This is a genomic window from Methylacidimicrobium tartarophylax, assembly GCF_902143375.2.
In the GTDB taxonomy this organism is placed as follows: Bacteria; Verrucomicrobiota; Verrucomicrobiia; order Methylacidiphilales; family Methylacidiphilaceae; genus Methylacidimicrobium; species Methylacidimicrobium tartarophylax.
Genome location: NZ_CABFVA020000004.1, coordinates 19732 through 41264, shown reverse-complemented (window position 1 = coordinate 41264; position 21533 = coordinate 19732). Strand labels below are relative to the sequence as shown.

Genomic DNA, 21533 nt, shown 5'->3' with positions numbered 1-21533 from the left:
CCGTTTAGCGGATTCGGTCGAGCATGCGCTCGTTGCGGGTCCAGCGGGCATAGGTTCGGCCGACCAGATACCAGTGCACGAAAAACGCCTCCACGAAGAGCCGCAGGATCTCCTGCGGGGATGCCGCCCAGCAATCTTCGGCGGCGCACGGCGCGTGCGGGATTCGGAGCCCGGAAGCCAGGAGTGTGCTTCGGGCGAGATGAAAGCGGCTGGTGACCAGAGCATCGGGTCGGCCGTCGGTCGAGGCGAGGGTGGAGCGGTAGAAGTGAAGATTTTCCAAGGTGTGGCGGGAGTTCTCCTCGAGGATCAGGGATCTCTCCGGCAGGCCGTGGGCCAAAAGATACCGCGAGCCCGCCATCGCCTCCGAGGGCCCTCCTTCGAGGGTGGTTCCCCCGAGAAGAACAATCTTGGCCGAGGGGGCTTGCCGATAGAGGCGGAGCGCCCGATCGAGCCGACAGCGATAGGTCGGCGTCGGCCCGCCGTCGGCATCCAGGCAAGAGCCCAACACGACGATCCGAAATGGAGAATCGATCGAAGAGGGAGTTCGCCTGGCGATGCGAAGAACGTGACCGAAGACCAGCCAGAAGCTGAGCGTGGCGGAGGCCAGCCCGACGAAGACTGAGAGCGCGAGCATCCAAAGCCCGTCGGCTCCGAGAAAAAAGGAGCCTAATTCCGGGTTGCCGCAGCGCCACCTCTGCCGGGGACGATTCCCTCGCCGTCGGGGGAAGAGGCGCTGGGCGGCGGCACTCCTTGGCGGTCCCAGGTTGCCCATTCCCCTGGTCTCCATGGCCTAAAATATTGCTCGGTTCCCCCCGCCAAGAAAATCCTCTTGTCGCGCTGGAGGCGGCTTGGCTTTCTATGGAGCCGGTATGTTCCCTTTTCTTTTCTTTCCACGCATCCGAAGGCCGGATCGGCAACGACTCGAGCTCAGAGCGGCTCCGAACCGGCGTCTGCCTCACGGCGGGGTCGGGCTATCCAATCGGTAAGGGACGGAAGGCGTCGTGTTCCATGACAAAACGAATCTTGCGTCTCTTGTTTCTCTCGCGGAGCGTCTGGGTTTTGGGCGGCTGGCTCCTCGGGCTCTGGCTCGGGTGGGGAGCGGCCTGGGCCGATCCGTCGGAGGAGGCCTACCGGATCGTCCGCCGTTTAGCCGAGCAGGACAAGCGGCTGGCGGAGCGCCGCCGGCAATTTGACTACGATCTGATCATCATTCGAGAGAAGCTCGACGCAGAGCGTCGCATCGTTTCCGAAAGCAAGCAGCGCCAAGCGGTCTACGCCGACCGACCGCCGGATTACGGCTCCCGCCCTGAGAAGGGTCCGGAAGGAGAGACCGCCAAGGCTGCGCAGGAGGAGCCCTTCGAGGTGCTCAACGTGATCGACCATTACTACTATTCCCTGGACGGCAGCGAACGGGTCAACGGGGTCGATTGCTACAAGATTCGATTCACCCCGAGGCCCAACATGCCTTACCGGAATCGCGAGGAAAAGGTCGTCAACGCGGTCTGGGGCCACCTCTGGGCTTCGAAGGAAGACTACTCTCTCTTGCAAAACGAGGGTTTTCTCGGCCATCCCGTCTCCGTAGCCTGGTTTTTCGCGCGGCTCTATGAGCTCGAGTTCCGTTGGGAATCCCAGCGGCTTCCCAACGGCGACTGGGGTCCGAAAGAGGTGCGCTATCGTTATGCCGTCCACATTCCCTTCGGGTGGCTGCGGGAAAGGGTGATCCGAGAATCGGTCGACTTCCGGTATCGTGGGTCCGGGAAGAAGCCTGCGGTTCGGTAGGGCGCGAACCCGAACGGCGGACGGACCACGAAGGGGGACGAAAACAGGGAAGCATTGACAAGCGAGACAAGAGAAGGGAAGGTGCCCTAACCTTCATGGAACCGCTCCCGGATACCCAACGACCCCCGGTGTATCGGCGAGTTCTTTTGAAACTGAGTGGAGAGGTCCTCGCCGGCCCCGACGGTCCTCTTTCGATGGAGGTCACTCAGAAGATCGCCCGCCAGGTGGCGGAGGTCTACGGCTCCGGAATCCAGATTGCGATCGTGATCGGCGGAGGGAATATCTGGAGGGGAGCGACGGGCATGAAGAGCGGACTCGATCGGCCGACTGCCGATTACATGGGGATGCTGGCGACGATCATCGACGGCCTCGCTCTCCAGGGAGCCCTCGAAAGCATCGGGATCCCCACCCGCGTACAGACAGCCGTTGAGGTGAGAAACGTGGCCGAGCCCTTCATTCGAAGGAGGGCGATTCGCCATTTGGAAAAAGGGAGAATTGTGATCTTCGTGGGCGGCACCGGCAATCCCTTCTTCTCGACGGATACGACGGCGGCTCTGCGGGCGAGCGAGATCGAGGCGGAGGTGATCCTGAAGGGAACGAAGGTTGACGGAATCTACGACAGCGATCCCAAGATCAATCCCGATGCCAAGCGGTTCACCCAGCTTAGCTACCTCGATGCGATTCAAAAGCGGCTCTCCGTCATGGATTCGACCGCCTTCACGCTCTGCTTGGACAACAACATCCCGATCGTGGTCTTCAACGTCTTTACGCCGGGCAACCTTCGCGCTGCCGTCTTCGGGGAGCCGATCGGTACCCGGGTCTGCGGTTAGTCCCTCGTTCTCTTGTTGCAGCAGGAGTTCTTTCCGCTCAGAATGAAATAGAAAGGCAGGACATGAGCAGCTTCGACGAGATCCTTTTCCGCACCGAAGAACGCATGGAGAAAGCCATCGAGCATCTCCGGGAAGAGTTTGCCTCGGTTCGCTCGGGCAAAGCTTCTCCGGAGCTCGTTGCGAATATCTCGGTCGAGGCCTATGGCTCGCCGATGCGCCTTCGGGAGTTGGCCGCCATCACCGTACCCGACGCACATCTACTTCTGGTGCAACCTTGGGATCCAACCGTCGTAGATGCGGTAAGAAAGGCGCTGGAGGAGGCGAAGATCGGGATCAATCCCATCGTGGACGGCAAGCTGATTCGCTTGCCTGTCCCTCCGCTTTCCGAAGAGCGCCGCCACGAGTTGATTCGGGTCGTGCGCAAGATCGCGGAAGAGGGGCGCGTGGCGCTGCGGGGCGTGCGCCGGCATGGACTCGAGGAAGCGAAGGCCTTCCAAAAGGAGTCGGATGTCAGCGAGGACGATCTCACCCGGGCGGAAAAGGAGGTCCAAAAGCTGACCGACCGATTCAGCGGCGAGGTGGACCGTCTGCTCCAGGTAAAGGAAGGCGAACTCCTCAAGGTGTAGAAAATATCGGCGCGATGAGCGCGAAAAAGATCCTGCTTCTGGTCGGCGATTTCGTCGAGGACTATGAGGCGATGGTCCCCTTCCAGGCTTTGCGGATGGTCGGCCACCAGGTGGAGGCGGTCTGTCCCGGAAAGCGGGCGGGGGAAAGCGTCAAGACCGCGGTCCACGATTTCGAAGGCGATCAGACCTATTCCGAAAAGCCGGGTCACCGCTTCACCCTGACCGCCTCCTTCGAGGAGATCCTTCCCTCGCATTACGATGCCTTGGTGATCCCCGGCGGGAGGGCTCCCGAATACCTGCGGCTTAACTCTGCGGTCCTCGATCTGGTTCGTCATTTCCTCAAGAGCGGTAAGCCGATTGCCGCCATTTGCCACGGGGCCCAACTGCTTGCGGCCGCCGGAGGTCTGACGGGACGGCGCGCTACGGCGTATCCTGCGGTGGGACCAGAGGTGAGCGCGGCGGGAGGATCGTTTGTCGAGATGCCCCCTACGGGAGCGCTGGTCGACGGGAACCTCGTCACCGCCCCTGCCTGGCCGGCCCATCCGGAATGGCTGGCCCGGTTTCTCGAGCTTCTGGGAACTCGGATGATTCCCTGAGGGCGATCGTGGAAAGAATGCGAAGAGCGGCTGCTTGGGGGCGATGGGGCGGCGTTTTGCTCGCTGGATTGTTGGCCGGCTGCGCCAATGTCGGCTATCTGCCTTCGGAGGGCCAGGGGGTGCTGCTCCCCGCGAAGCCCGGAACCAAGCGGGTGGTGGATGGCATGGACGTCTGGACGCGGGGCGGCCCCGACCGGTCGGCCTGGGTCTTGGGGACAATCGTGGAGACCCGAGGCAAGGGACCAATCGGAGGGGGTGGAACCCTCCGAGGGCTCGTCAAGCAGGCGAAAAAGCGCCATGCCGATGCCGTCGTCCTTATGCAGAAGCAGACTCAGTGGGTGGGTGATGCGCTGGAGGAGTTCGTCTTGCCCGATTGGGAGGTGAACCGAGAGGCGCTGCTCGTCCTCTACCGACGGCCGGCAATAGCGGCGGGGGAACGGGTCCAGAAGAGGCTCCGGTAAGGCTCCGATCTTTCGGGGCGGAGCACCCTTTGGGAAGGGGACAATTGAATGGAAATCCTGCTCAATCCTACCTCACAAGGATCTCTTCCCTGCCGAAACTCCTCGCAAGCGACTCGGGGCTGCACCTCTCCCGCGAGAAAGCTCGCGCTGGTGAGAAAGGGCGGCTAGAGCCAGCCTTCCAGTGCCAGCCGGACGAGGCTGATCACGAGAGCCCCACCGATCGCCGAGCCGAAGGTGGGGACGATGAAGCCCGAGACGAGTTTCCCTGTCCAGTAGAGCAGTAGCGCGTTGATCAAGACCAGGAAGAGACCGAAGGTCAGAAGGATAAGGGGAAAGGAGAGAGTGACGAAGATCGGCTTGAGCAGCGCGTTGATGATACCGAGGACGAGCGCCGCGACCAGGAGTGCGGGCACGCTTTCGTAGCGAATCCCGATGAACTTGAGGTGGGCGGCGACGAAGATGGCGATGGCGAGGATCGCCCAGCGGATCAAGATGGCGCCCATCCGGATCTCTTTTCTCCGCCGGCTTGGTGGTTGACAAGAACAAAAACAAGAATGCGGCCCCGCCGGGCAGGAGCAAAATCGAGAAGCCGATCGAGAGGCCCTTCCACTCTGCCAGACGTTTGTTCGTTCCCTATTCGTTTCGGCGTGGGCCCATCTTACGGCCGAAGGGCCGGCGGATATCGACGCCGTAGGTGAAAAACGCGAAGGTTCCCAGGGTCAAGAAGACTTGAGCCCCAAGAAGCCAGAGCAAGATCTCGTTGAATTGCTCGCGATGGGAAGCCAGCAGATCGTGGAGGCTCCAAGCCGTCAACACGATGGCGCAGGTAACGGCGATAAGGAACCATTGATAGATGCGGCCGTTTCGCATGCGCTCAACCGTTGCCTCTCGATTCCACGTCTCCTGCTCAGCCGAAATCCTTTTTTCGACCCGCAGGCGCTGCTTGCGCAAAAAGAGCCATGCCGCTCCGGCTGCAAGAGCCCATGCGCCATTCCGCCAGGGAAGTGCCCGCACGACGTCCGCTAAACCGGCGTGACCCAGCAAAAGCCAAAGAGATGCACCGACCGAGAAAATACCCACCGTTGCCGCCGAGAGCAAAACCCAACCGGCGAGCGCCATCAGAGCGGCTGCTGCTCTTGCACCGTTGTTCATGGACTCTCCTGCAAAATCGCACAAGCCGCTCGGTTCCGGCAAACTTGATCTGGGGCTCTAGCCGCATAGCTCACCAAGTGCGACCTATAGGCTCAAAAGGGTGGCGGTGCAGATCGACCTTCGCGAGCAGGAGACCGACCCGGCGCGGGCGGTGTCCGGAAACCGGCCGGATGGCGATCGTCAGGTCCTTGGTATGCGGATCGGTGATCTTTCGGGCATTGGCAATTCCTCTGTTTGTAACTGCGGAACTGCTGCTATGCTATGTCCAATGGTCGGAAATCCCAAATGGCCGTTTTCGGAAGGAGACGAAAACGATACAAATTTTCGCCCGATCTTGGTCTTCATCATTCTGGCGCTCCTCATCATGGTCCTGACCTTCTGGTTCGTTCTGACAAACCGGTTCGGCGTCTTTTCCTCCGGCGACTGGTAGTGAGTCTAGCTCCCTGCCACGCTTCCTGAAGAACGGCATCGAAGGCGTGGTCGCGAGAGTGCCTTATTGCGGATCGTTCCGTTGGATTCGGATCCGTTTGGGAGTGAAGTCCCTTTCGGAAACGCCTTCGGCGGCGACACGCGGAGGGAACGGGGCGCCGGTCAGGAGTGCGGCCGCGATCGCTCCGACCGCCGGGGAGGTCTCGATTCCGAACCCCCCGAGCGCGGCCACCCAAAAGAAGCCGGGGAGATCGGGATCCCAGCCGATGACCGGGGATTCGTCCGGAACGAAGGAACGGAGCCCTGCCCACCGGCGGAGGAGAAAATCCGAATCGAGCCGAAGGGTCGTGGCCTCGGCCAACCGTTGGAGGAGGATTCGGCAGTCGGTTTCCTGGGGCTGAACGTCGCAGGGCGGAACCGGGGTCTGGTCGGCGGGGGAAGCGAGGATCTCTTCTCCCCAGGGCCGGAAATAGAACCGTTCTCTTACCTCGAGAACCATCGGCCATCGTGCGATATCGGTTTGGGCATCGGGTCGAAAAGTCATCACCGTTCTCCGTTTCGGCACGATCCCGATCGGTGCCGCCCCCGCCGCGCGAGCAACCTCGTCACACCAAGCTCCCGTCGCATTGACGAGGAACGGGGCTGCAAAGTCGCCGGCCGGAGTCCGAACCCGCCAAAGGGAGCCACTCCTCGCTATCTCCTGCGCGTCCGCATTGAGACGGATGCATCCATCTTGCCGCACGAGCCCTTCCTGCAAGGCCCGAAGGAGAGCGGGAAGATCGATATCCATTCCCCCCGTCTCCCGCGCGGCTCCTCCGACGAATGCGGGCCGTAGGACGGGCACCTGCGCACAGGCCTCCTCCGGTGTAAGGAATTCCACCACGGTGCCATGGGCGTTCATGCCTTCCAAGAAGGAAGCCAAGGCAGGGAGATCGACCGCGGAAGCGAGGAAGAGGGCATCCCGGGGAGCGGCGAGCTTGCGCTCCGAAAGAGTCTCCGGCGGATGCTCGAAGAATGGCCGACTGGCTCGGCAGAGAGCGCGGACGGGTGCTCTCCCATGGCTTCCCCGAAAGAAGACGGCCGAGCGTCCGGTGGAGTGGAAGGCCGGCTGACTCTCCCGTTCCAGGAGAACGACCGAACAGCCCTTCTCGGCAAGGTGAAACGCGGTGGTCAAGCCGGCGATTCCTCCGCCGACGACCAGGAAGTCGACTCCTTTGGCCATCACCTATCTATCCTCGAAAGCCTTTTGCATCCCGTTGGCAAACGCGTCGACCTTTGCTTTTGTGAAGTCGATGCCGAGCTGAGCGCGCTTGAGCTCGAGCTTGGCAAGCTCGGCCGCCTGCTTGGGCGACTGGTTGCCCTTCAGGGTCTCCTTCTCCCGACGGCGGAGCGCTTCGTCGAAGTTGGCCAAGGCTTGCGCGGCCGCCTGCTTCGTCCTTTCCGAAGGATGGCGCCGGTACTCGGCGATTCGGTCCTCGGCCGTGGCCGCTTCCTGTTCCGCGCTGCAGCCGAAAGAGATAAAGAGAGGTGCGGCAAAAAGGAGAATGCATGCCGCTTTGCGCCAACCGGACGGCTTTGGATGGAGCGCGGGATGCGGGGAGGCGGAACGGGAGCAGAGGTCGTGGGTGAGCATACGGAGAAGATCGAAAGGCAAGCGCGGGCAAGTTGCGAGCCGGAAAATCAGAAAAAGGGTCGATTACTTCCCGGGCAGTTTAGACCAAGATCCGGGGATAGAGCTTCGCGGCAAGGAGGATCAGCAGAGTCAGGGTGAGGGTCAGCACCGCTAGGTCGGTTGCCAAGCCGACTGCGCTGTGCGCCTGGGCGAGCATAAGGGTGCGCAGGGCATCGACCAGGTAGGTCAAGGGGTTGATGTGGGAGAGGACGCGGAGCCAGCCGGGCATGAGGTGGAGGGGATAGATCGCATTGCTGGCGAAGAAAAGGGGCATGGTCAGGAGCTGGCCGATGCCCATGAGCCGTTCCCTCGTCTTGACGAGGCAGGCGACGATCAGAGATAGGGTGGAGAAGAGCGCGGAACCAAGAAGCGTGAAGGCCAGGATCGCGAGAATCGCGCCCGGCTGCCAGCGGATCTGGACTCCCAGGGCCGCCGCCAGGCCGAAGATCACGATCGCTTGCGAGAGGCTGCGGACCCCTCCCCCGAGCGCCTTCCCCAGCACGAGAGTCCAGCGGGGTGCAGGACTCACCAGGTAGCGGGTGAGCACTCCTGAATCCCTCTCCCAGATCGCGGAGAGGCCATAAAAGATCGAGATAAAGAGGGCGCTCTGGGCGAGGATGCCGGGTGCCAAAAAATCAAGGTAGGGAAGGCCGCCGGTGGGAATCGCGCGGATCCGGTCCATGACTTTGCCGAAGATCAGGAGCCAGAGGAGCGGTTGGACGATCCGGGTAAAGAGCTCGATCGGATCGTGGCGAAGCTTTCGGAGCTCCGCTTCGGCGATCGCCGAGGTCTGATCCCAGGAAGCGAGTAGCTCAGCGCCGTGGTTAGCCGCCATGTCTGCGGATCGCCTTTCGGGTGCGGCGCACCTCCGCATACCGGTTGCCTGAGGAGGGGTGGGGCTCGCCCGCGATCTCCAGAAAGACCTCTTCCAGGCTCCTTCGTCCGCCTTGCGCAGAACAGAGCTCCTCGGGAGAGCCGAGATTTACGAGTCTTCCCGATCGGAGAAAGCCGACGGTCTCACAGAGCTCGCTTGCCTCTTCCATGTAATGGGTGGTGAGAAAAATCGTCATCTTCCACTGCTGCCGAAGCTCCCGTAAGTGGCACCAGAGCGTTCGACGGGCAGCGGGATCGAGTCCCGCCGTCGGCTCGTCCAGGAAGAGCACCCTGGGGCGGCTAACGAGCGATTGCGCGATCTCGAGGCGGCGGGTCATCCCGCCGGAATAGTGGCGAACAAGTTCACCGGCCTGCTCGATCCCCATGAAATCCAGGGCTTCCTCGATCCGTCCGCGCCGCTCCGAGCGGGGGATCCGGTAGAGCTTGGCGCCGATCCAGAGGTTCTCATAGCCGGTCAAATCGGGATCGGCGGAGAGCATTTGGGGGACATAGCCGATGCGGGCGCGGACGGCAGTCGGGTCCCGGACGACGTCGTGGCCGTCGATTGATGCCGTTCCCGATGAAGGGGGAAGCAGGCTTGTGAGCATGCGTACGGTCGTTGTCTTTCCCGAACCGTTTGGGCCGAGAAGGGCGAAGATGGCCCCGGCCCGGACCTGCAGGGAGAGGTGATCGACGGCGCAATAAAGGCCGAAGCGGCGGGTGAGATCGTGCGTCTGGATGGCGAAGGGAGAAGAGTCGTTGTCTGCCATCAAAACAAGTCCGGTGCCAAAGAGACGCATTCTCTTTTTGTCCGCAGGACGGACGAATTGCAACTCTTCGAAGCAGAGCCCGAACGGGAACCACTTGCTGCACGGTGCCGCTTGAGGCAGTCTGGCAGGCAGAATGGCCCGGCTTGGCTCTCTGGCGCTTGCTCTCTTTTTTCTCTGTTTGGGCGATTCGGCCCGCGCGGCGAAGATCTTCTGGGTTTCGGAGCCGATCTTTCCGAGGGAGATGGCGCTTCTCTACGGAGGGGATCTGGGAGGGATTCGGTCGATCGCGACCTGGCCCTTGGAGGACGGAGAGCCCAAGGAGCCGAGGAGCGGGTTTCCTCCGACTCCTTCGATGGCGGTCTCCGTGCCTGTGCAGCAGGCCTCCTCCGCCGCGATCAAGGTCGCCATTCCGGGAGCCTTTGCGCCAGGTCTGTTTGCCGTGGAAGTGGAGGGGGAAAAGATCCTCCTCAATCGCCCGAAGCCCGAGTGGAGCCAGCCGAAACGGTTGCTCCCGGGCTTAGTGGAAAACGAGGCGACCGCCGGGAGCGAGATCGAGATCTTCGGACGGAACTTCGTTCTCGAGGAGGAGGACGCGGAGAAGGCGCGTCTCTTGCTCCGGGAGAGCCGGACCGGCAAGTCGACTGCGGTCGTGCCTCTGCACGCGGAGCGGTATCGCCTCTCGGTCCGTCTGCCCGAGGAGCTTCCCGCCGGAACTTATGAGATCTGGGTCCATAATGGCCACGGAGGGGAATGGGGTTGGGGGGGTGGGGCGACGCTCGTCGTCAAAGCGGCGGAGAGCTGGCCTTCGACCCTCTTCGACGTGCGCGAGTTTGGAGCCAAAGGAGACGGCGTGTCCGACGATTCCGCCGCGCTGCGCAAGGCCTTGGCCGCAGCCGAAAAGGCGGGTGGGGGCATCGTCTACCTGCCGGCGGGCACCTATGCGGTCCGGGAAGCCTTTTTCCTTCCGGCCAAGACCTTGCTGGAAGGAGACGGGAAGGACTTCACCTGGTTGAAATGGCCGCAGAGCGCTCCTCTCTCGCCAAGCGAGTTTCTTCCCGCCGTGCTCTACGGCAACGGCCAATATGCGATCGAAGGGCTCTCGCTTTTGGTGCGCAACGCACGAAGGGTGCTGCTCGACCTTTCGGTTCTCGCCGATCGTCTCCTTCCGGCTGATCTAGCGGAAGCGGAGATTCCCACCGCACTTCGAAAGAGGGGGGCCACCGCTCCTTGGGAGACCCGGGATCTCTTTTTGCGAAATATGCGGATCGATTATCTTCCGTTCGCCGGCTCTCCTGGCCGGGAGCCCCAGAAGGATCCGCAGTGGGCCCTGGGACGATGGGGCCTGGCGGGACGAGAGGACGAAGAACTCTCCCTCTTTTTGGGAGGCGTTCGAAACGTGGAAATCTCCGGCTGCGAGTTCATTGGGATGCGCCACCGCCTACTCGATCTCCGGAACGGCCGCATCGTCGACAATGATTTTTCCAATCCGATGGGGGCTCTCTGTCACACCGCCGTGGGGGGGCGCTACCTGGCTCTGCTCGACAACTGGGTGGCTGACGGCAGCGTCCTTCGAGGCCACCTGGACGGCTGCCGCTTCTTTGTGGTTGCCCACAATACCTTCAGCGACTTCGGGCGCGGCGATCGGATGGCGTTGACTTTTCGGGGCGAGCCCTTGCGTGGAATGTGGCTGGGAAAAAAGGGCCTTCCTGTCCGATGGTTCCTGGTGGAGAGGATGCAGGGAAAGACGATCTCGCTGCGCCGCGAGCATCTGGCTCCGGGAGAGCTTCGGGGTGCCGGAGTGAGGATCGAGAAGTCGGATGGCTCGGAGAGTTGGATTCCGGTACGGGATAACACCGATCAGTCGATCGTTTTGGCATGGGCTCCAGACTCCGGATCGGAGATTCCCAATTGGGTTGAAATCGGGGGATATCTCCCTCCTCTCCTTTCCGAGGTCGTCCGGAGCTCCGGGAAGGAACTCTTTCTCGTGGACAAGCTCCCCGGCGACTACGCGGGGCTCGATGCGCAAATCGTCAGCGGGCGGGGCGCAGGCCAAGTCCGGACCGTTACCCAGACGCAGGCGGATCGCCTCACGGTCGATCGCGACTGGGATGTCGCTCCCGATCCGACGAGCCAGATCCTCCTTCACCAGCTGCAGGGGAATGGGATCTTTTTCGGCAACGAGGCGGAGGATCCCAACGGCCTCTTCGTCGGTCAGGGGGATCTCTACGATGCGGTGTTCGACGCGAACACGGTGCGACGGAGTTCGGGCATTTGGCAAAGCTCCGGAACCTTCCTTCAATTTCTCGAAAACGTCCTGGATGTCTCGGTCCGCTATGGGGAAGTCTCCGCCGGCGCCCCTCCGATTCCCGAGCATGGAATGCTCGGCCTGCTGGCAGGTGGGGAGATCGGAGAGCGTTTTGCCAGCCCTTTCGAGCTTGTGCGCGGAGTGGTCTTTCGCAGGAACCGGCTGGCCTTCGGCCATCGCATCCTGGTCGGGCCGAGGCCGGGAGCCGGTCCGGCCGCCGCCGTGGTGGCAAGAGATCTAGTGGTCGATCACAACTGGTTCGAGCATGAAACGGTGGGAATCGAACTGGAGCGCGGAGTGCGGCAGGCGGTGATTTCCCGCAACCTTTTCTTTGACGTTGCGGTTCCCCAGCAGGTCAGCCAGGCCACCGAGGTGGAGATCGTTCCGGGACCCTGACCGCTAAAGCTCCTGGAAGGTGGGCCGGATCAGGATCTCGTTGACATTGACGTGCGGCGGCTGCGTGACGGCGTAGAGGATCGCCGAGGCGATGTCCTCGGCTCGGAGCGCCTTGCCTTCTTGGAAGTTCTCCCGGATTCCTTGCAGGGCCTCTGGATCGGTGATGGTTCCCAGGAGCTCGGTCATGACCGCGCCGGGCTCGATGATCGTGACCCGAATCTGATCGGAGGGGGAGAGCTCCATCCGCAGCCCTTCGGAGAGAGCGCGGACGGCATACTTGGAGGCGCAATAGACCGCACTCCCGGGAAAGAGCTTTCTTCCGGCGACCGAGGAGAGGGTGACGATGTGACCGCTCTTCTGCTCCAGAAATACGGGAAGAACCGCGGCGATGCTGCTGAGAACCCCTTTGATATTGACGTCGACCGTGGCCATCCATTCCGCAACGTGCAGATGCCGCATGAGGGAGAGCGGCATGATGCCCGCGTTCGCCACAAGAATATCCACGCCCCCAAAGCGCTTGCATGCCACGTCGACAACGTTTTCTACTTCCTTCGGCTCCCGGACATCGCAGCGTAGGGGCAGAGAGCTTCCCCCTTCCTGCTCGATCCGCCGGCTGAGATCCTCGACGCGGTCGAAGCGGCGGGCGGTGGCCACGACGTTCGCGCCTTCGCGCGCAAGAGCGAGGGCGGTGGCTTGGCCGATGCCGCTCGATGCTCCGGTGACGATCGCGGTCTTTCGGGATAGAGGCTTCATGCGGCTCCTTGTTTCCAAAAACGTAACAAAGCGGCTTTGAAGCTGTCGAGAAAGCCCTTTACTCTTTTTGCCATCGAAATCAGCATCGGAGCACAGTAGCCTCACCCTTGGTCAGACGATGCGGACAACCTTCATGGCGGGTATTTTCCTTCGATCGGCGCTCTTAACGGCTGCCGTGCTGCCGATGGCTTCCTGTGCTCCTCAGGAGAGTTGCCCGCTGGTGACCGAGCAGGACAAGCGGCAGTTTGCCGAGGCTCTCCAAGCGATCCCGCTGGTTCGGGTGAGCGTGCTTTCAATGGTTCCGAGCCGAATCTATCGGTGTGGTGTTGCAGTGAGGTGGACCACCTCGGTGAGCGCGATCGGGCTTTCGCCGGAGGGACGTCCTACGACCAGCTATTGCGGTAGCTTCGAGATGACAGCCGATTTCCCCCGAAACTCCTTTGGGGAGATTGCCGTCGCCTCTTCTCTCCCGCGCTACTGGTCGGATACGGTTCGCGACATCCAAGCATATACGATGATGAGCCGCCGCCCCTCAGGCGCTCCCCGGTAGCGAAGCGGGCATCGGTTCGCCGGAGCGCCCGCTTGCGATGCGCCCTGGGCGCGGTATCCTCGTGAAGGCAGCAGCAAGGAGGCCATCATGCCGACGACGACTCTCGGCCCATCTACGGTGAAGGACTGGCTGGCGACTCCCGAGGGAGAACATTGGGAGCTGATCCACGGGAATCTGGTCATGACGGAGGAAGCTTGGGGCAATAGCAGCTTGGCAGGAGAGATCGAGTGGAAGCTCAGGAGTTATCTCGCCGCCCATCCCTCCGGCATCGTGCGGCGCAACGTCGCCTTTTCCTTCCCGGAGATCCTGGATGCGGAACGCGAAGGGGTGGTGCCCGATCTCTGCTATATCCCAAACGACCAGCTAGACAGAGTAGAGAGGACGGCGAACGTCCAGCAAGGGGTGATCCCGGCTCTGGTGGTCGAAATTCTCTCTTTCTCGACGGAGAAGATCGACCTGGTGGACAAGGTGGAGATCTATCGCGCGGCGGGGATTCGAGAATATTGGATCTTCGACTGGCGGGAAGAGACGGTGCGCATCTACCGCTTCGGGGAAGATCCGGAGAAGCCGGTTGTGGTCAAAAGCTTCGACGATACGTTGCAGACGTCGCTTTTGCCGGAGTTCTCCTTGGAGCTGCCGAGGATTCGGCAAGCCCTGGCGATCGGAAGAAAGGATTCGAGTCGATCGCGGTAACTCCTTTTCCGGCGGGATGGCCGCTGTGTGAGACAGGCAGGTTCCCTATCTGTATTCCGCGTCCGCCCGACGCAGCAGCCGCTGGGTGGCTTCCCATTCTTCGTGGGAGTCGAGCGGACGCAGGAAGTGGCGCTTTCCGGAGAGCAGAACGGCAACGAGTTCGCCGTCGCGGTAGAGGAGGCGGTTGCCGGCAAGAGCGGGCAATCTCTCGCCTGGGGTGACGATGCCGACCAGGTTCGCGGGGTCTGCACCGCAGATCGAGATCCAGCCGCCGGTGCCGGGTTGCTCCCGGATCTTCCACAGAGAGGCTGCCGCCTCGGGGAGGGCGAACTGTTCTCCGGAGAAGCCGGCGACGAAACGTCCGCCGCGAATCTCGCCGCGCGCCTCAAGGCGGCGGTAGGCGGCCAGAAGCCGCCACCAAGGAGGAAGAGCTTCCTCCCGAGTCAGAAGCTTGCGAAAGACCAGACCGTAACGCCGCAGGAGAACCCGGCCGATCGCCTCTGCCCGCTCCTCTTCGTTGAGGGCGAGTGGCGAGGGAGTCAGAGACCAGCGGCCCGCGGGTGCCTGCTTCTCCTTTCGGCGCTCTCGCTCCGGGAGGAAGAGGTGAAGTCCGGAAAATCCGTCGGAGCGGGCCAGGCCGCTTCCGGCAAGCTCCGCCAAGCCTTCAATCGCCTCTCCCCGGAGTGGGCCGCATCCCTCCAGGATGTCGGGAAAGAAGGAAGGGCCGTGATCCCGGAGGTAGGAGAGGACCGCTTCCGCCCGGTGGGAGAGTTCGCCTGGGACGGAAAGTTCTCTGGTCATCCAGAGAGGGAGCCTGCCTCGTGGCAGGATGGCGATCGGCGAAGAAGACGTCAGGCGAGCCGTCCGGCCTTCCTCTTGGGAGCGGCGCAGGCGATGCCAGAAGAAGCGGCCGTCCAGGCAGGCGCGTTCGAGCCAGGCTGGATCGTAGCCCTCGATCCGGGCCGGGAGAAGCTCCTGCTCCCAGCTGCCCGGGGGAGCGGAGACTCCTTCCAGCAGGGCGAGGATGGAGACGAGGCTCTCCGGTCCAGCCATGCGCTCCTCGGGGGAGAGCTTCTGCCAGGAAAAAAGAAAGCGGAGGAAGTCCGAGGCGGAGGCCGGTCGGATCGAGCGTCGGAGGCGCTCCTGGCCGTAACGATGGATACGGGCCAGCAACCCGCGCGGGCACCACTGTTCTTTTTCCTCTCCGGTGAGCCAGCGGCCGCGAAAGAGAAATCCTTCCGCTTCGAGCGCGGAAAGCGCGGGGAGGAGCTGTTCGCCCGAAAGCGCGAGCGGGAGTCCCAGAGCCGGAGCGGAGACAGGCCCCAGGCCTTGGAGCCGGCCGCGGAGGAGTTCGCGAAGAGAATCCTCGCGCTCCAGGCAAGCTGCGTCGGGCAGAGGAGTCTTTGCTCCTAAAACGATCTCCCCCTGCGGGAAGAGCGCTTTCCAGTGGGCGAGCCAGGCAGGAGAGCTCCAAAGAAAGTCGTTCCGGTCCGGCCGGCAACGGAAGGCAATGGCTCGGCCGGCCTTCACCAGTTCTTGGAGCAGAGGTTCCCAGGAGCGTTCCGGTCTTTGCGGGGAACCGCGAAGCTGCTTCGGCCGTCCCTCCCTTCCTTCCCGAAGAGTGAGAAAGCCCAGGAGAAGAAGCGCATCCTCCATCTGATCCGGATCCTCGGGGTCGGGCCAGGCTTCCTCTTGCACTCGCCGCACGGCAATCGGATCGGCAAATGAGAGCTGCCGGAGTTCGGCGGGGGGGAGGTGGCCGGAGTAGGTCAGGGCGCGCGCCCGGCGCTCTTCGAGCGGGGCGGGATCGAGGAACGAGTAGGGGTGGGCGGCCAAGATGGAGCGGGCGGCGGGGGAAGGCTCACGGAGGTCCCGCGCGGTCGCGACGATCTCGCCCGCTTGCAACTTGCGAAGGACCTCTTCCAGTCCGGAGAGATCCATCACTTCCGAAAGGCAGTCGCGGAGCGTCTGCTCGACCAGGGGATGATCGGGGCATTCCCGGTCGCCGCTGATGTTTTCCAGGCAGGCGACCGCATCCGGAAAGATCGCGCCGAGCAGTTCTTCGGCTTCCATCCGTTGGAGAAGGGGAGGGACCCTGCCTTTTCCTCGGCGCCGGGGGACCGCGAGCGCGGTCGAGGTTGTCCAGCGCCAGCGGACGGTGAACATGGGGCTCGCCAGGAGAGCCTGGATCAGGACGGAGCGGACGGATTCCGGATGGAGGAAGGAGAGGATGTCCGTCAGAGGGAAGCTATGCGCATGGGTGAGCGAGAGCAGGATGGCGTCCTCGGTTGCCGCGGCCTGGAGTTCGAAGTTGAACTTGCGGCAAAAGCGCTTGCGCAGGGCGAGTCCCCAGGCGCGATTCACGCGGCTGCCGAAAGGAGAATGGATGACGATCTGGGTCGCCCCGCAGGGATCGAAAAAGCGCTCGATCCCGACGTGCCCGGGATGCGGGACAACGCCGAGGGCCGATCGGGTTGCCGCCAGGTAGGAAGAGAGCTCTCGGGCGGCACGCTCGGAGAGTCCAACCAAGCGTTGGAGCTTGCCCGCGACGATCCCCTCCGCGTCCCCTGGTACTCTTCCTTCGACCTCCGCAAGCCACTGGTCCACGCGGCGGCGGATCATGCCCGCGCTCTCGGAGAGCTCGCGGCTGCGGCCAGGCAGCTCGCCAAGCCAAAACGGGATCGTCGGAGCCTCTCCGTGCGCATCCTCGACGCGAACCACTCCCCGTTCGATCTTCCGGAGCCGCCAGGAGGTGTTGCCCAAGGCAAAGATGTCCCCCGGGAGGCTCTCGACCGCAAAATCCTCGTTTACCGTGCCCAGGGTGATTCCCTCGGGGTCCGCCACGACGGGGTAATCGCCGGCGTCGGGAATCGACCCGCCGTTGAGCAGCGCCGCGAGTCGGGCGCCCTTTCGGGGAAGAACTCTCTTTTGCGCGCAGTCACGGAAGAGAAAGGCCTTGCTCCGTTCTCGCCTCGGGGAGTAGCCGTCGGCAAGCATCTGCACGAGCCGAAGGAACTCCTCGCGACGGAGCCGACGATACGGGTAGGCCCGCCGGATCATCCGAAAGAGCGCCTCTTCCTCCTTGGGGCCGGCCGCCACCTCCGCGACGATCTGTTGGGCGAGAACATCGAGCGGGGCTTCGGGAATGGCGAGGCGATCGAGGACACCCTTCCTGACCGCCAGAAGGAGCCCGGCGCATTCGACGAGATCATCCTGGCTCAGCGGGAAGAGTCTTCCCTCCGGAATCGCGTCGCCCAGGCGGTGGCCCGATCGGCCGACCCGCTGCAGGAAGGCGCCGATGGATCGCGGCGAGCCGAGTTGGCAAACGAGGTCGATCTCGCCGACGTCGATGCCGAGCTCCAAGGAAGAGGTGGCCACGAGGACCGAGAGTCGCCCGCTTTTCAGACGTTCCTCGGCGGCGAGGCGGCGCTCACGGCTGAGGCTCCCGTGATGTGCGGCGACGCTTTCTTCTCCGAGTCGTCCGGTCAGATGGTGGGCGACGCGCTCGGCGAGGCGCCGGCTGTTCACGAAGACGAGAGTCGTTCGGCGCGAGCGGACAAGCTCGGCCAATCGATCGTAGATCTCTTCCCAAACTTCGGCGGCAAGGACTGGTTCCAAGGGAGAGGGGGGGAGCTCGATCACGAGCTCCCTCTTTCGTCGGGAACCGAGATCGACGATCGAGCAGGAAGGCGCGTCATGAGCCGGCACCCCGGTCAAAAAACGGGCGAGCTCGCCAATCGGCCGCTGGGTCGCGGAAAGCCCGATTCGCTGGAAAAAGGACGGATTGAGGCCGGAGAGCCTCTCGAGGGAAAGGGAGAGATGGGCGCCTCGCTTCCCCGAGGCCACGGCATGGATTTCGTCTACAATCACTGCCTCGACGGTGGTTAGGAGGCGGCGGCCGCCCGCACTTCCGAGAAGCAGGTAGAGCGATTCCGGAGTGGTGACTAGGAGGTGCGGAGGCCGGCGCAGCATTTGGGCCCGCTCGGAGGGCGGCGTATCGCCGGTTCGCACCGCGATACGGATCTCGGGAGCGTCGAGGCCGCGGGCGACGAGCTCCCGGCGGATCCCGGAGAGCGGCTCGAGCAGGTTCCGGTGAACATCGTAGGAGAGGGCGCGCAGCGGGGAGACGTAGAGGACAGAGACCTGGTCCGCCAGCTTTCCGGATTGGCCGCAGCGAACGAGCCGGTCGATTGCTCCGAGAAAAGCGGCCAAAGTCTTCCCCGATCCCGTCGGGGACGAGAGGAGAACCGGTCGCCCACTCTGGATCAAGGGCCATGCCGCTTGCTGCACCGGCGTCGGAGCGCCGATTGCTTTGGCAAACCAGTCTCGGACGGCGGGGTGGAAGCTCACGATCCTTGTGTCAGGAAAAGACCACTCTAATCATCGTCAGATCGCCGCTTCCCGCAAGGTTGGATGGTCTGTGGCCTCTCCCGGCGGAGCCAATAAAATCGTGGACAACCGTCGCCCGCTGTTCATGATTTTCCTGGAAGAGAGCAAAAAAGCGCCTCTCCCGGAACGAAGACTGCTTTGGTGCCGCAAGAGAGAAAAGAGAAGATGGAATCGCAACGAAGGGAAAGGCAATCGCCGGAACGACAAGGAGCTCCGGTAGAGCTTTGCCGCACGCTCTCCGCGCTCGACTTGATGCTCCTCGGGGTGGGTGCGATCGTCGGCGCCGGGGTTTTCGTGCTCACCGGCGTCGCTGCTGCTACCGCGGCGGGACCGGGCCTCTGGCTCTCCTTCGTGGTGGCGGGGTTGGCCTGTGTTTTCTCGGCGCTCTGCTACGCGGAGTTTGCCTCCGTGGTGCCGACCGCGGGAAGCGCCTATGCGTATGCCTCCTTGAGCATGGGGGAATTCGCCGGGTGGCTCACGGGATGGAACTTGATTCTGGCCTACCTGTTGACGGGCGGGGTGGTGGCGATTGGCTGGTCGGGATATTTCCAGGAGCTCTTGGCCGGGGTCGGCCTCTCCTTGCCGACGGCTCTGGGCAAGGCTCCCCACGAAGGGGGTTGGCTCAACCTTCCCGCGGCGCTGATCGCGTTCGGGTTGAGCGGGATTCTTGCCCTTGGGGCGCGGGAGAGTGCGCGCTTTAATCACGGGATCGTCGTGGTGAAGCTCCTGGTAATCGGCTTTTTTTTGCTGGTCGCCGTCCGCCATGTGAACCCGCAAAACTGGCATCCTCTCCTCCCTTTCGGTTGGAAGGGAGTCATGACGGGAGCCGCACTCATCTTTTTCGCCTACGTCGGATTCGACGCGGTTTCGACCGCGGCGGAGGAGGCGAAAAATCCGCAGCGCGACCTGCCGCTGGGAATCCTCGGATCGCTCGTCGTATGCACCGTGATCTACATCCTGGTGGGAGTCGTCCTGACCGGAATCGTTCCTTACCGGATTCTCAATGTGAAGGATCCGGTCGCTTTCGCCTTGGTCCAGGTAGGAGAGCGGGTAGCCGCTGACTTCGTGGCGGTTGGCGCTATAGCCGGGATCACCTCCGCCCTTCTGGTGAACCTCTATGGCCAATCCCGGGTCTTTTTCGCCATGTGCCGGGATGGCTTGCTGCCTGGCTTTCTAGGGAAGCTGCATCCCGTCTCGCGGACGCCGGCGCGCATGATCCTTCTCATCGGGTCACTGGTTGCGGGAATTGCCGGCTTCCTGCCGATCGAGTCGGTCGCGGAGCTCACGAACATGGGGGCACTTGCCGCGTTCATGGTCGTTGCCTTGGGAGTCTTGGTGCTCCGAAAAAAGAGACCCGGGCTGCTGCGACCGTTTCAAGTGCCGGTCATGCCGTGGAGCGCCCTGACCGCGATCGGCTTTTGCGGCTACCTGATGACCAATCTGAGTCGCAAAACGTTCGTCTGTTTTCTGCTTTGGATGTTGGTGGGAGCCCTGATCTACCTAGTGCTTCTCTGGGGTCGCCCGGGCCGCCCATCCCACGCGGCCTTGACTCGGAGAGCTACCGATTTCGAGAATGCGTTTCCCCGCCCCGAGGGAGTCTGGTACTCCACGGGGCTGAACCGCCCCCAATCAGAGGAGGGCGGCGGCTTTTCGGGAAGCTAACGCGTGGAGAGCCTCGGAAACGGCGGCTTCCGGACTCTTCTCGCAGGAAATCCGCAGGGGCGTTTGCTCGAACGCTTCCGTGGGCGGCTCGAATCGTCCGTCGAGAAGTTCCAGGTTTTCCACCCGGGCGTCCGAGATCGTGCCCGGCTGCTCCTCGCGAGCTTGGAGCCGGCCTCGCCGGAGGGCCTCGCCCGCCTCTGCTTCCAGGAGCACGAGCGTCGCCCCGGCTTGCGAGCAGATCTCGTGGAGTCTGTGGCGCTCCTCGCGGCGGGAAAAGGTGGCGTCGATGATGCAACCCGAACGAGTACGGAGGGCTTCGAGGGTGCGACGGAACAGCTCGTCATACACTTTCTCGGAAAACGCGGGCGAATAGAGCCAGGAGCGCACTTCCTCACCGGGCCGTTCTCCAGCGGGCAGACCGGCAAGCTGCTTGCGAAGGGAATCCGAAGAAAGCTGTTCCCAGCCGAGTTCCCTTGCCAAGCCGGCCGCCAGGGTCGTCTTGCCGGCGCCGACCCGTCCGAGCACCGCCAGGGCGGTCGGCCGGGAGCCAACCGTGGCATAGCGGAGCCCGAGTTGGAAATAGCGTCCGGCTCGCCGCCGGCACTGCTCCTGCGCGGCGAAGGGTACCAGCGGATCTCGCGCCGTCATCGATTCGACCTTGCCGCGCACATAGGCTCGCTGGCAGCAGTAGAAGTCGGTCAGCTCGAGCATCTCCGGGTCGTTCATCCTGCGCGCCATCTGTTCGAGGAAGTAGCGGCCCAAATCCAAGCGGTCCTGGAAAGCGAGGTCCATCGCGAGAAACGCTGCATCGCTGGCGACATCGACGGAGCGGAACCGGTCGTTGAACTCGATGCGATCGTAGATGCAGAGTCCTTGCGGCGAAATATGAATATGCTCGAGGTGGAGATCTCCGTGCCCGTCCTTGATCCAGCCTTCGCGCACCCTTCGTTCGAAGAGGGAGGCGCGCTGCCGATAAAACTCTTCGGTAAAGAACCGGAGCGTCTCCCAGGTCACCCGGTCGATGGTTTTTCCAATGTCCCCCTCCGTCTGGGTAAAGTTCTCGTCTGAGGTGATCCGCAGCTTTTCGACTCGGCCCCAATCCAGAACCGATTCCTTGGGCGGCTGTCCCTGGTAGAAGGCAGCCAGCCGCTCGGCAACGCGGTCGAGCTCGGGCGTGCCGAACAAGCCCTGGGGAAGCAGGTGCTTGGCGAAAAACTCTCCAGGGAGCTGCGCCATGCGAACCGCGTATTCCACCGGCTCTCCCGCTCCCTCGAAGTGGAGCGCGCCGTTCTCCCGGACGATGGGGAGTACCCCCAGATAGGCCTCGGAGCAGAGTTCCCGATTCAAGGCGACTTCCTGCTCGCAGAAGTGTTTGCGCTTTTCGAGGGTCGAGTAGTCGAGAAAACCGAAGTTCACCGGCTTCTTGACCTTGTAGACATAGGGCGGGACGAGGAAGACGTAGGACGCGTGAGTCTGGAGGAAGTCGACCCGAGCGGGGTGGTGGGGGTAGGAGCGCGGATCCTTTAGAAAACGGAGAAGCTCTTCCGGAGAGACGGGTGGATCGAGAGGGGCTGAACGGGCTTCCTGGCTAGGCATA

Annotated in this window: 20 protein-coding genes; 10 read left to right on the top strand and 10 right to left on the bottom strand. The window is 62.9% G+C overall.

Translation table 11 applies throughout. The annotated features are described in order from the left end of the window. Positions 1-4 precede the first annotated feature (4 nt). Positions 5-787, bottom strand: a complete 783-nt coding sequence (locus MAMT_RS00670) for a YdcF family protein (protein ID WP_142659023.1) — start codon at positions 785-787, stop codon at positions 5-7. A 221-nt stretch (positions 788-1008) separates the two neighbouring features. On the opposite strand from MAMT_RS00670, the gene MAMT_RS00665 reads away from it, so the two are divergent. The 5 genes from MAMT_RS00665 to MAMT_RS00645 all read left to right on the top strand — a co-directional run bounded on the left by MAMT_RS00665 (position 1009) and on the right by MAMT_RS00645 (position 4292). Then, the gene (locus MAMT_RS00665; protein WP_142659022.1) at positions 1009-1779 is read left to right on the top strand and encodes a hypothetical protein; all 771 of its coding nucleotides are present in this window, start codon (positions 1009-1011) and stop codon (positions 1777-1779) included. A gap of 95 nt (positions 1780-1874) precedes the next feature. Next, a complete protein-coding gene (gene pyrH / locus MAMT_RS00660) occupies positions 1875-2609 on the top strand; it encodes a UMP kinase (protein WP_142659021.1) in 735 nt (244 codons plus the stop codon). A 62-nt stretch (positions 2610-2671) separates the two neighbouring features. Continuing rightward, a complete protein-coding gene (frr, locus tag MAMT_RS00655; RefSeq protein ID WP_142659020.1) occupies positions 2672-3235 on the top strand; it encodes a ribosome recycling factor in 564 nt (187 codons plus the stop codon). A 14-nt stretch (positions 3236-3249) separates the two neighbouring features. Beyond that, a complete protein-coding gene (locus MAMT_RS00650) occupies positions 3250-3831 on the top strand; it encodes a DJ-1/PfpI family protein (protein WP_142659019.1) in 582 nt (193 codons plus the stop codon). Positions 3832-3848: 17 nt separating this feature from the next. After that, a complete protein-coding gene (locus tag MAMT_RS00645) occupies positions 3849-4292 on the top strand; it encodes a hypothetical protein (protein WP_142659018.1) in 444 nt (147 codons plus the stop codon). A 164-nt stretch (positions 4293-4456) separates the two neighbouring features. On the opposite strand, the gene MAMT_RS00640 is transcribed toward MAMT_RS00645, so the two are convergent. Continuing rightward, positions 4457-4795: a phage holin family protein gene (locus MAMT_RS00640; RefSeq protein WP_142659017.1), complete on the bottom strand. Its 339-nt coding sequence runs from the start codon at positions 4793-4795 to the stop codon at positions 4457-4459. 130 nt (positions 4796-4925) lie between these two features. Beyond that, complete coding sequence (locus MAMT_RS00635) at positions 4926-5444, bottom strand: hypothetical protein (protein ID WP_142659016.1); 519 nt, start codon at positions 5442-5444, stop codon at positions 4926-4928. Positions 5445-5544: 100 nt separating this feature from the next. On the opposite strand from MAMT_RS00635, the gene MAMT_RS00630 reads away from it, so the two are divergent. Further along, the gene (locus tag MAMT_RS00630; protein WP_142659015.1) at positions 5545-5874 is read left to right on the top strand and encodes a hypothetical protein; all 330 of its coding nucleotides are present in this window, start codon (positions 5545-5547) and stop codon (positions 5872-5874) included. A 63-nt stretch (positions 5875-5937) separates the two neighbouring features. Here MAMT_RS00630 and MAMT_RS00625 read toward each other — a convergent pair whose 3' ends face one another. Genes MAMT_RS00625 through MAMT_RS00610 form a run of 4 tightly spaced genes read right to left on the bottom strand, consistent with a single transcriptional unit; the run spans position 5938 to position 9218 of the window. Further along, the gene (locus MAMT_RS00625; protein WP_142659014.1) at positions 5938-7095 is read right to left on the bottom strand and encodes an NAD(P)/FAD-dependent oxidoreductase; all 1158 of its coding nucleotides are present in this window, start codon (positions 7093-7095) and stop codon (positions 5938-5940) included. 3 nt (positions 7096-7098) lie between these two features. Next, complete coding sequence (locus tag MAMT_RS00620; protein ID WP_178086825.1) at positions 7099-7527, bottom strand: hypothetical protein; 429 nt, start codon at positions 7525-7527, stop codon at positions 7099-7101. 58 nt (positions 7528-7585) lie between these two features. Further along, entirely contained in the window at positions 7586-8380 is a 795-nt protein-coding gene (locus MAMT_RS00615) for an ABC transporter permease (RefSeq protein ID WP_142659012.1), read from the bottom strand. Continuing rightward, entirely contained in the window at positions 8370-9218 is an 849-nt protein-coding gene (locus MAMT_RS00610; RefSeq protein WP_246186437.1) for an ABC transporter ATP-binding protein, read from the bottom strand. Before MAMT_RS00610 ends, MAMT_RS00615 begins: the two co-directional genes overlap by 11 nt. Before the next feature lie 103 nt (positions 9219-9321). Between MAMT_RS00610 and MAMT_RS00605 the strand changes: the two genes are divergently transcribed. Continuing rightward, the gene (locus MAMT_RS00605; RefSeq protein WP_142659011.1) at positions 9322-11889 is read left to right on the top strand and encodes a glycosyl hydrolase family 28-related protein; all 2568 of its coding nucleotides are present in this window, start codon (positions 9322-9324) and stop codon (positions 11887-11889) included. A gap of 3 nt (positions 11890-11892) precedes the next feature. Here MAMT_RS00605 and MAMT_RS00600 read toward each other — a convergent pair whose 3' ends face one another. Beyond that, on the bottom strand, positions 11893-12642 hold the full coding sequence (locus MAMT_RS00600) for an SDR family oxidoreductase (protein WP_142659010.1): 750 nt from the start codon (positions 12640-12642) through the stop codon (positions 11893-11895). Between the two features lie 133 nt (positions 12643-12775). Here MAMT_RS00600 and MAMT_RS00595 point away from each other — a divergent pair, with 133 nt between their 5' ends. Both MAMT_RS00595 and MAMT_RS00590 read left to right on the top strand, forming a co-directional pair. Further along, the gene (locus MAMT_RS00595) at positions 12776-13192 is read left to right on the top strand and encodes a hypothetical protein (protein WP_246186436.1); all 417 of its coding nucleotides are present in this window, start codon (positions 12776-12778) and stop codon (positions 13190-13192) included. 87 nt (positions 13193-13279) lie between these two features. After that, on the top strand, positions 13280-13885 hold the full coding sequence (locus MAMT_RS00590) for a Uma2 family endonuclease (protein ID WP_142659008.1): 606 nt from the start codon (positions 13280-13282) through the stop codon (positions 13883-13885). A 45-nt stretch (positions 13886-13930) separates the two neighbouring features. Here MAMT_RS00590 and MAMT_RS00585 read toward each other — a convergent pair whose 3' ends face one another. Next, positions 13931-18235, bottom strand: coding sequence for a DEAD/DEAH box helicase (locus tag MAMT_RS00585; protein ID WP_246186435.1), 4305 nt, complete (start codon positions 18233-18235; stop codon positions 13931-13933). Positions 18236-18439: 204 nt separating this feature from the next. Between MAMT_RS00585 and MAMT_RS00580 the strand changes: the two genes are divergently transcribed. Then, a complete protein-coding gene (locus tag MAMT_RS00580; protein WP_142659006.1) occupies positions 18440-19936 on the top strand; it encodes an amino acid permease in 1497 nt (498 codons plus the stop codon). Here MAMT_RS00580 and MAMT_RS00575 read toward each other — a convergent pair. Continuing rightward, positions 19904-21532 (bottom strand): bifunctional aminoglycoside phosphotransferase/ATP-binding protein, encoded by a 1629-nt coding sequence (locus MAMT_RS00575; protein ID WP_142659005.1) that lies wholly within the window; start codon positions 21530-21532, stop codon positions 19904-19906. The two genes, MAMT_RS00580 and MAMT_RS00575, sit on opposite strands and share 33 nt — an antisense overlap. Between the last annotated feature and the right edge of the window lies 1 nt (position 21533).

What these genes read in the sequence shown, in the direction of transcription:
- MAMT_RS00635 (WP_142659016.1), bottom strand. Translation starts at nt 5,444, where the DNA reads ATGAACAACGGTGCAAGAGCAGCAGCCGCTCTGATGGCGCTCGCCGGT.
- MAMT_RS00670 (WP_142659023.1), bottom strand. Translation starts at nt 787, where the DNA reads ATGGAGACCAGGGGAATGGGCAACCTGGGACCGCCAAGGAGTGCCGCC.
- MAMT_RS00580 (WP_142659006.1), top strand. Translation starts at nt 18,440, where the DNA reads ATGGAATCGCAACGAAGGGAAAGGCAATCGCCGGAACGACAAGGAGCT.
- MAMT_RS00615 (WP_142659012.1), bottom strand. Translation starts at nt 8,380, where the DNA reads ATGGCGGCTAACCACGGCGCTGAGCTACTCGCTTCCTGGGATCAGACC.
- MAMT_RS00575 (WP_142659005.1), bottom strand. Translation starts at nt 21,532, where the DNA reads ATGCCTAGCCAGGAAGCCCGTTCAGCCCCTCTCGATCCACCCGTCTCT.
- MAMT_RS00645 (WP_142659018.1), top strand. Translation starts at nt 3,849, where the DNA reads ATGCGAAGAGCGGCTGCTTGGGGGCGATGGGGCGGCGTTTTGCTCGCT.
- MAMT_RS00610 (WP_246186437.1), bottom strand. Translation starts at nt 9,218, where the DNA reads ATGCGTCTCTTTGGCACCGGACTTGTTTTGATGGCAGACAACGACTCT.
- MAMT_RS00650 (WP_142659019.1), top strand. Translation starts at nt 3,250, where the DNA reads ATGAGCGCGAAAAAGATCCTGCTTCTGGTCGGCGATTTCGTCGAGGAC.
- pyrH (WP_142659021.1), top strand. Translation starts at nt 1,875, where the DNA reads ATGGAACCGCTCCCGGATACCCAACGACCCCCGGTGTATCGGCGAGTT.
- MAMT_RS00625 (WP_142659014.1), bottom strand. Translation starts at nt 7,095, where the DNA reads ATGGCCAAAGGAGTCGACTTCCTGGTCGTCGGCGGAGGAATCGCCGGC.
- MAMT_RS00605 (WP_142659011.1), top strand. Translation starts at nt 9,322, where the DNA reads ATGGCCCGGCTTGGCTCTCTGGCGCTTGCTCTCTTTTTTCTCTGTTTG.
- frr (WP_142659020.1), top strand. Translation starts at nt 2,672, where the DNA reads ATGAGCAGCTTCGACGAGATCCTTTTCCGCACCGAAGAACGCATGGAG.
- MAMT_RS00640 (WP_142659017.1), bottom strand. Translation starts at nt 4,795, where the DNA reads ATGGGCGCCATCTTGATCCGCTGGGCGATCCTCGCCATCGCCATCTTC.
- MAMT_RS00590 (WP_142659008.1), top strand. Translation starts at nt 13,280, where the DNA reads ATGCCGACGACGACTCTCGGCCCATCTACGGTGAAGGACTGGCTGGCG.
- MAMT_RS00665 (WP_142659022.1), top strand. Translation starts at nt 1,009, where the DNA reads ATGACAAAACGAATCTTGCGTCTCTTGTTTCTCTCGCGGAGCGTCTGG.
- MAMT_RS00595 (WP_246186436.1), top strand. Translation starts at nt 12,776, where the DNA reads ATGGCGGGTATTTTCCTTCGATCGGCGCTCTTAACGGCTGCCGTGCTG.
- MAMT_RS00600 (WP_142659010.1), bottom strand. Translation starts at nt 12,642, where the DNA reads ATGAAGCCTCTATCCCGAAAGACCGCGATCGTCACCGGAGCATCGAGC.